Genomic DNA, 8,376 nt, shown 5'->3' with positions numbered 1-8,376 from the left:
CCGGTTACGCCGGTCGCGGTGCCCGCGCGTTGAGATCCGCGCGTCGGCGTCTATTTGCCGGACGCCCCGAGAGTCATCAGATCCTTGGCCGAGACCTCGGGTAGGTATGCCTTCGTCAGAGCGATGCCGATGCGGGGCAGGTCCGCCTCGTCGCGGTAGCACAGGTACACCGGCTCGTGGCGGGGCTGGAACTTGGCCTTGAACGTATGCAGTGACCGGAAGCCGTAATACGGCTCCATCGCGGCGCCGAGCCCTTCGAGCAGACGGTCGATGGGCTCGGCACCGTCGGTACTCGCACTGCGCGCCAACGGTGCCCCCGAGAGCGAAACGATCTCGGCGCCTTCCTCTTTGAACTCCTGGCAGGACGAGGCGATGAGAAATTCCACCACCGGCCGGAAACCGCCGGGGCGCCTGCGCATCACGTCGAGGGTCCAGCCACGGATCTCGTCGCCGGGGCCGTAGACGGGCAACCACGAGGTGACGCCGTGCACGCTGCCCTTGGCGTCGACGGCCAGCCCCACCCGCACGGCCGGGTCGAGTGCCTCCTCCACGCCGCCGAGGGTGAATCCCATTTCGGGCAGCCCCTTTTCGCCCACCCACTCCTCGGAGATGGCGCGCACCTGGGCGATCACCGCGAACGGTTCGTCGGCCAGCTCGACGAGCCGGAACTCGATGCCCTCCTTGTTCGCCTTGTTGATCGCGGACCGGATGTCCTGCCACGCCTTGCCCTTGAACTCGAGCTGCGGCAGGTCGACGATGGTGTCCTCGGCGATCTGCACACTGCGCCACCCGAGTTCGTCCGCGATCTCGGCGACCGCCTCGGTGGTGGAGAACAGGCACGGGACGAGTCCGTCGGCTTCGCAGCGATCGGTGAACCCGGCGATGGTGGCGGGGAGGAGCTCGGTGGGGCCGATCGGATCGGTGAGCACGATGACAGTGCCCGCATGACGTTGATAGGCGACGCAGCGTTCACCGTCGGCGGCGAACCAGTATTTGTTCTCCGGCCAGGTCGTCATCCACGACATGGTGCTGCCGCCGTAGCGGGCGAGCAGGGCGCGCACCGCATGTCCGGGATCGGTGCCGGTGAGTGCGCCGTCGGTGATCTTGCGCCGCACGGGCACCCGGAACGCGCCGCGGCCGCTGTAGAGCAGCGCCACCTCGACCGCCCACAGCAGACCTGTTCCGAAGGTCACCGCGCCTTCGGTCTCGAAGTCGGTGCCGATGGCCACGCCGAGCAGCACCAGCGTGAACACCACGTGCAGCAGGCCGTAGGCGAGCGTGCCCCACCACGCCCAGTGCCTGCCTTTCCGCAGTTGCTCGGCCACCACCGTGATCACCACCACGGTCAGGATCGTGCTCCACAGCGAGCCGCGTTCGTTCTCGGTGGGACCGAGCAGGCTGTTGCCGGGGAAGAAGTACACCGCCACCGAGGCCGTCGCGATCACCAGCAGGCCGATGAAGGCCAGCATGCGGACCTCACGTCGGGTGCGGGGCCAGAAGCCGTGTTCGGTGCGGCTGAACAGCTTTTCGCCCGCGGGCAGCCAGACGGCGATCGCGATGAGATGCATGAGATCGGCGAAGGTCGACTCGAACAGGAACGTGAGCGCCACGTGCGCCATCAGCACGGCGCGTACCCGCAGGCGCCACGGCGACCGCAGCGTTGCCGAGACCGCGGCCAGCGCCGAGAACGCGGCCGTGGTGAATCCGACATCGCGGACCTCGGAAAGCCGGTCGGCCCAACCGAGATGGGTGTGGGCCAGCAGCCCCACCGTCACCGACGCGCCGAGAATGCCGATCAGCTGGCCCGACAGACAGACCAGTGCGGTGCGCACGGTGCCGAGCCGCCACTCCGTCCAGCCGACCGCCACCGCGAAAATGATTGCCATGCAGAAGTATTGGAAGGGGGTGAGTCCGAAGAACCAGCCGGACAGCGGCGTCCACCACTTGCCCTCGGTGAGCGGCGGCCAGCCGTAGGCGATATCGGGATACCAGGAACGCTCGTCGAGCCTGCGCCACAGACCACCGCTGGCGATGCCGAGGATCGCGACCACGACGAGGAAGCCGAGGGTGAACGGCATCCGGCGGATCACAGTGTGCGCCATGGTGACGCCGCGCGAGGGCGCCGATTCGGGGGCAGCCGCGTTGTCGTTCATAGAACCACCCTTTGCTGCGAGTGCGCCGCACCGGCGCGGTGAGGTCGTCTGTGTACCGTATGTCATCGCGGTCGTACCAGGACCGCGATGCGCGCGCCAGGGCAGTCGAGGTGGCATCTGTGGAGGTCAGAGATGACGCGAATCACCGATCTGTCGTTGCTCACCGGATGGTTGCCGGTGGCGTTGACGGTCCTGGGCGCCCTGGGTGCGGTCTGGTTGCTGTTACCTCGCGTACGACGATATGTCACGACGATCATGCCGATCGTGGTGCTGGCCGCGGTGGTGCTCACCGTGGCGCTGTACTTGTTCGTGGAGGAGGTGTGGCGGCCCTTTCCCGATCCGATCGCCGTGTCGGTGTACGTGCTGATCGGGATCGCGGTGGCGGCAGTGCTGTTGGTGGTGCCGCGAATCCTGGTGCGCCGGACGGTGTGGACCGGCGTGGTGACTGTGCTCGCGGCCGTGGCGGTGCTGGTGGCGGTGGGAGTCAGGATCAACCTGGAGTACGCGTCGTATCCGACGGTGGGCGCGGCGCTCGGGGTCGAACAGATCGACCGGGTCGACGCGCGTGAGCTGACCCGGCGTGAGCAGGTGATCAGCGCGCGTCCGCTCGAGCCGGCCTGGCCCGCGCCCGGTGGATTGCCCGACGGCGGGCGAGTTCTGACCGCGACGGTGCCGCCGACGGCGTCCGGATTCACCGCGCGCGATGCCCAGATCTATCTGCCGCCCGCCTATTTCGCGGATCCACGTCCTCTGCTGCCGGTGCTGGTATTGCTCGCCGGTGAGCCGGGTGCGCCGCAGGACTGGTTCGTCGGTGGGCAGCTGGTCGAGACCATGAATTCGTTCGCCCGCGCGCACAACGGGCTCGCACCGGTCGTCGTGGTGGCCGACGGGACCGGCTCCCAGATGGCGAACCCGCTGTGCCTGGACTCGAAACTCGGCAATGTCGCCACGTACCTGGCCGTCGACGTGCCGAACTGGACGCGAGCGAATCTGCAGATCGACCCGGATCCGCGTTCCTGGGCGGTGGGCGGACTCTCCTACGGCGGCACCTGCGCACTGCAACTCGCCACCAATTACCCCGCCGTCTATCCCACCTTCCTCGACATGTCGGGTGAGGACGAGCCGACCCTGGGTGACCGTCAGCGCACGGTGGACGCCGCGTTCGGTGGGGATACCGCGGCGCTGCTGCGGGTCAACCCGCTCGATCTGCTGCGGACGCGGGCGTATCCGGACTCCGCCGGCGCGTTCGTGGTCGGCGCCGATGACGAGACGTACCGGCCGCAGGTGGAGCGGATGTATCAGGCGGCGAAGGACGCGGGGATGGACGTGCGGTTGCGGATTCTGCCCGGCGGACACAGCTTCGCGCTGTGGGAGTTCGGGCTGCGTGATCAGCTGCCGTGGCTGGCTACCCGGCTCGGCCTGACACCCTGATCGGCGACGGATTCCGCGAGGGTCCCCGGAGTACAGTTCGACGCATGTCCGAGGCGAAAACCCCAGGTACGGACGTCGGTGGCCCGCCCGCCGAGCAGCAGATCGCCGAGGCCGCGCTCGCCATCGTCGACGCGGACGGCGCGGGGGCCCTGTCCGTCGGTGCGGTGGCGCGACGGCTCGGGGTCGACGCGGACGCTGTGCACGCCCGCGTCGGTGGGTTGGACGGCCTCGAACGCACGGTGATCGACAACGTGCTGTCGTCGGTGGCGCTCGGGCCGCTCTCCGACGACGGTGTGGAGTGGACCGCGGCGGTGATCCAGTTCGCGCTCGGCATGCGCGCTCGGCTCTTCGACCACCCCGCCGTGGCGGAGTTGATCATGTCGGGGCCGATGGACAGTCCGTCGGCCGATGGGCCGGTGGCACGGGATATGACCGAGTCGCTGTTCGTCTGCCTCGCCCGCGGCGGCCTCCAGGCGCCCATCCGTGCGCACGGGGTCTACGCGGTATTCGTGTACGTGCTCGGTTCGATCGCCCTCGACGTGGCGGAAACCGACGGAAAGCCGCCACTGCCAGGCGAATCGGAGCGGATCGCGGCCCGCCGCGCGGCGCTGCGAGACCTGGATCCAACCAGGTGGCCGCGCACCGCGGCGCATCTGGAGGAGATCGCCGCCTGGACCTCGGTGGATCAGTTCGTCTGGGGGCTTCGTGTGCTGCTCGTCGGGATGACGGCGACCTGACGCGCGAACGCGCCGCGGCCGAGCAGAGCCGCAAAGGCCAGCAGCCACCCGCTCCACAACACGTAGCCGAGGAAGTTGACGACGGCGGCGGGCTCGATGCCGAGCGGGATGACGACGCCGGTCGCGATGGCGGCGGCGCTGGTGTAGCCGAGTGCGGCGAACCACCGCGGGGTGCGCAGGGCCGCGATGACCAGTGCGGTCCAGATCGCGGTGAGGGTGTAGCCGGCGGTTTCGCCCAGGAGGGTGCCGAGCAGGGTGTGCTGTCGTTCGAAAGTGTCCGCGTCGGTCAGGGTGGGGACCAGTAGCGGCCAGCGCAGCAGGCCGATGGTTTGCACGAGGGCGGCGGCGATGCCGGCTCGCACCGCCCAGCGCATCGTGGGGGAGTCGTCCAGGCGCCCGATCAGAACGGACAACGGGATGAAAGCGCACGCCGCGGCCGCGAGGAGGGCGAACAGCGTGACGATCGTGGCTTGCTCGGCCCGGAATCGGGCGAGGACCTCGGTGGCGGGCAATTGCAGGACGTCGGGGTAGTCGAACGTCATCCCGAGGCCGACGAAGGCGAGGTTCATCAGGATCGGGGCGCCGATCAGCAGCGTGATGGTGGTCCATGGCTTGTTGTGCACGAGAATCCATTCTGGCTGTACGGGGTACAGGTAGCTGTACGGGGTACAGTCCACCGCATGTCGAAGGCGAAGTCAACAGGTGGCGGCGCGGCGCGGCCGGCGCGGCGCTCGTTCACCGAAGAGCAGGTGGTGGACATCGCGCTACAGCTCCTCGATGAGGGCGGGACCGGGGCGCTGTCGATCCGGGCGGTGGCGAGCAAGCTCGGGGTGAATCCCAATGCCGTGTACACCTACGTGGCGAGCCGGGCCGATCTGGAGCGCGCCGTGATCGAACGCGTGCTCTCGGCGGTTGCCCTCGAACCCCTGCGCGACCCCGGCGTGGAGTGGGCCGACGCGGTGATCCAGTTCGCGCGCGGCCTGCGCGCGGAGCTGCTCGCGCATCCGGCGGTCGCGCTGTTGATGATGTCGGGGCCGATGGACGGGCCGTCGGCGAGCGATGTCGGCGAGGCGCTGTTCGGGTGCCTGGCTCGAGGCGGTTTGTCCGAGGCGAGGCAGGCGAACGGTGTGTACTCGCTGATCGTGCAGGTGCTCGGCGGCATCGCGCTCACGGTCGCCGAGACCGACGGAAAGCCGCCGCTCACCCCGGAATCCGAGCGGGTCGCGCAACGTCGCGAGGGGCTGGCCCTGCTCGACGGCGATCGCTGGCCACGCTCGGCGGCGCAGGTCGACGCGATGGCGGCGTGGAACTCCGAGGATCAGTTCGTATGGGGGCTGCGTGCCTTGCTCACGGGGATCGCTGCCGGCTGACTACCAAGGCGCGGGATGTAATCCCGTTGCCGCACATGCCTTGTCGACGGCCTCGGGCAGGGAATCGTTGTCGGCGGCGAGGCTGACCAGGGCGAGTGTGTAGGTATCGCCGAGGTGGGAGAGGTAGCCCGCGAGCTGGGTGCGGGGGAAGGCGGTGATGCCGGGATGGATCGCGCGGGCGGCCACCCGGGTGCAGTCGTGCGGGCCGACTCTTCGCACCGCGTCGGGGAGGGTTCCGATGTTGGAGCACAGGATGTCTCGCTCGCCCGCACCCTCGCTGAGGGTGTAGGCCCAGCGGTCGGGGATCACCTGGAGGATCTCCTCGGGCAGGCCCGCGGGGCTGGACATTCGGTGCTGATAGGCGGACCTCGCCTTGTCGCGAATGGTTGCGGGAGTGTCGACGCGGTGGATGGCGATCTCGGTCACCGCGAGATCGTTGTCGACTCGGGGTTCCTCGCGCGTGTCGACGGGCAGGCTCGCGGTGATGATCGGGTTCGGGAAGCCGTTCTGCCACAGGATGTTCGCGATCAAGTGGATGAACAGGCTGTTCGGGGTCCCGCCGAGGGTGCTCGCGGTGGTGTCCCAGTGGGCGGCATCGAAGGTCAGCAGGAGGGGGCGCAGGTGCCGGTCGCCGGTCGAACCGGGAATCGCCGGCGCAGCGCTGCTGGAGGCCGACTCGCGCGGAACGTGGTCCGTGGTCGGTCGGGCCGACCGCCGGGGGAACCTGCGTAACAGCGCCCGGGTCGTGCCGCCGAAGATGGTGACCCACTGGGAGACCGCATCCGCCCACTCCGACGACGTTGTTCGGTACCGCGTTTCGCTGATGGGCGCTAGGCCGATCGAGGCGTGCGCCGGATCGAGCGAGCGCAGGGCGGCGGTGACGGCGTGGATCAGGCCACGGGCGTCGGCCAGGACATGCGAACAGGTCAGGGCGACAACGGTTCCGCCGTCGTCGAGGCGGGCGGCGGACAGGCGCCAGCCGGGCGCGAACTCGGGGTCCAGATCGGTGCCGAGGCTGTCGGCCCATGGCAGGACCGCGTGGGCGGGGAGTGGGCCGATACCGCGACCGGAATCGTGGTGGGCGATCGGCATTGCCGGCCAGCCGGTCTCGGAGATCGCGGTCCGGTTCGGGAGGAGGTCGAGGGGGTGGGCGCTGGTGTTGGGCTGCCAGCCTCTGCGGGCGCCCGGAACCCGGGAGCCGACCACTCTGCGGCCGAGCCTGCCCAGCCGCAAGTGATCGTGAATCGCTTGCAACAGCGCGGGTTCCATCGCATCGGGAGTACGCCACAGACCCTGTAGCGCGATGGGCGTGCCCATCCCGCGGTGGGTCCGCAGGAAGATCTCGTCGACGACCGTGAGGCGGTCCATCAGCGGTGGTCGGCGCTACCGTGCCTGCCCTCACCCGCGGCGAAGCGGGCGGCGCCGTCGAGTGCGCCGCCGGTCAGCGCGGTCATGCCGTGCCGGAATTCGACGCGCAGCGCCTCCTCCTCGGTGTGTCCGTACTGGTCGTACAGGGCGGCGCGGTCGGTGCGCAGACAGGTCTGGGGGAGCGCGGCGAGCTGGGCGGCCAGTTCCTCTGCCGCGCGGCGGGCGTCGCCGGTGGGCACGACCCGGGTGACCAGGCCCATCTGTAGCGCCTCGGGCGCGCTCACCGGGCGGCCGGTGAGGATCATGTCGAGTGCGCGACCTTCGCCGACGATGCGCGGGAGGCGCACGGTGCCGCCGTCGATCAGCGGGACGCCCCAGCGGCGGCAGAAGACGCCGAAGATGGAGTCCTGCTCGGCGATTCGCAGATCACACCACAGGGCCAGTTCGAGCCCGCCCGCCACGGCGTACCCGGACACCGCCGCGATCACCGGCTTGGACAGGCGCAGCCGGGTCGGGCCCATCGGGCCGTCACCGTCCTCGGTGGCCTGATTGCTGTTCTCGGTGCCCAGAGCTTTGAGGTCGGCGCCGGAGCAGAAGGTGCCGTGTTCGCCCCACAGCACGGCGACCGAGGAGGTGGGGTCGGCGTCGAACGCGCGGAACGCCTCCACCAGCGTGCGAGCGGTCGGGCCGTCCACCGCGTTGCGGGCGTGTGGGCGATCCAGGATCACCGTCGTGACCGGGCCCGCGTGTTCGACGCGCACCGAATTCGCCGGACCGGATGCGCTGGTTTCGGCGGGTGAACCTGTTTCCATTCCTCGACCATACGGCCACGGTGCCCCTTGTGTGAAGAGGTGAATCAATGGTTCACTTCTTCACATGGTGTACCGCAGGACCCCGGCCGTACAGGCCCGGCTCGACGCGCAACGGGCGTTGATCGTGCACGGCGCCACCCGCGTGCTCTCCCGTGACGGGTTCGCCGGGCTGTCGATGGCGGCGGTCGCGGCGGAGGCCGGCATCGCGACCGGCACCGTGTACAAGCAGTTCGAGAACAAGGCCGAATTGGTCGCGGCGGTCTTCGAGACGGTCGTCGCCCGCGAGGTCGACGCGGTCCGGGCCGCGGTGGCCGAGGGTGACGTGGTGGGGCGGGTCACCGCCGCGGTGGAGACCTTCGCCGGGCGCGCGATGAAGAATCCGAAACTTGCCTACGTGCTGCTGGCCGAGCCCGTCGACGCCGCCGTCGACGCGCAGCGGCTGGAATTCCGGCGGGCGTTCGCCGCGTCGTTCGAGACCGCGATCGCACACGGTGTCGCCGAAGGC

The 8,376-nt window shown here is 69.5% G+C and carries 8 protein-coding genes; 4 read left to right on the top strand and 4 right to left on the bottom strand.

The features are described from left to right. Nucleotides 1-50: 50 nt before the first annotated feature. A complete protein-coding gene (locus ACFWF3_RS15060) occupies nt 51-2,153 on the bottom strand; it encodes a bifunctional lysylphosphatidylglycerol flippase/synthetase MprF (RefSeq protein WP_379314124.1) in 2,103 nt (700 codons plus the stop codon). 132 nt (nt 2,154-2,285) lie between these two features. Between ACFWF3_RS15060 and ACFWF3_RS15055 the strand changes: the two genes are divergently transcribed. Both ACFWF3_RS15055 and ACFWF3_RS15050 read left to right on the top strand, forming a co-directional pair. Next, nucleotides 2,286-3,584: an alpha/beta hydrolase gene (locus ACFWF3_RS15055; RefSeq protein ID WP_379314123.1), complete on the top strand. Its 1,299-nt coding sequence runs from the start codon at nt 2,286-2,288 to the stop codon at nt 3,582-3,584. A gap of 44 nt (nt 3,585-3,628) precedes the next feature. Beyond that, entirely contained in the window at nt 3,629-4,321 is a 693-nt protein-coding gene (locus ACFWF3_RS15050; RefSeq protein WP_379314122.1) for a TetR/AcrR family transcriptional regulator, read from the top strand. On the opposite strand, the gene ACFWF3_RS15045 is transcribed toward ACFWF3_RS15050, so the two are convergent. After that, nucleotides 4,270-4,944 carry a DUF4386 family protein gene (locus tag ACFWF3_RS15045; protein WP_379314121.1) on the bottom strand — a complete coding sequence of 225 codons (675 nt, stop codon included), beginning with the start codon at nt 4,942-4,944 and terminating at the stop codon, nt 4,270-4,272. The two genes, ACFWF3_RS15050 and ACFWF3_RS15045, sit on opposite strands and share 52 nt — an antisense overlap. 57 nt (nt 4,945-5,001) lie before the next feature. Here ACFWF3_RS15045 and ACFWF3_RS15040 point away from each other — a divergent pair, with 57 nt between their 5' ends. Then, complete coding sequence (locus tag ACFWF3_RS15040; RefSeq protein WP_379314120.1) at nt 5,002-5,691, top strand: TetR/AcrR family transcriptional regulator; 690 nt, start codon at nt 5,002-5,004, stop codon at nt 5,689-5,691. Here ACFWF3_RS15040 and ACFWF3_RS15035 read toward each other — a convergent pair whose 3' ends face one another. After that, complete coding sequence (locus tag ACFWF3_RS15035; RefSeq protein ID WP_379314119.1) at nt 5,692-7,059, bottom strand: hypothetical protein; 1,368 nt, start codon at nt 7,057-7,059, stop codon at nt 5,692-5,694. Beyond that, complete coding sequence (locus ACFWF3_RS15030; protein ID WP_379314118.1) at nt 7,059-7,871, bottom strand: crotonase/enoyl-CoA hydratase family protein; 813 nt, start codon at nt 7,869-7,871, stop codon at nt 7,059-7,061. The genes ACFWF3_RS15035 and ACFWF3_RS15030 overlap by 1 nt, the downstream gene beginning before the upstream one ends. A 64-nt stretch (nt 7,872-7,935) precedes the next feature. Here ACFWF3_RS15030 and ACFWF3_RS15025 point away from each other — a divergent pair. After that, nucleotides 7,936-8,376 (top strand): TetR/AcrR family transcriptional regulator (locus ACFWF3_RS15025; protein WP_379314117.1); only part of this gene is annotated, 441 nt, incomplete at its 3' end.

Source organism: Nocardia sp. NPDC060220, assembly GCF_042727815.1.
In the GTDB taxonomy this organism is placed as follows: domain Bacteria; phylum Actinomycetota; class Actinomycetes; order Mycobacteriales; family Mycobacteriaceae; genus Nocardia.
Note: the sequence above shows the minus strand (reverse complement) of the source record. Positions and strands in the feature narration are given on the sequence as shown.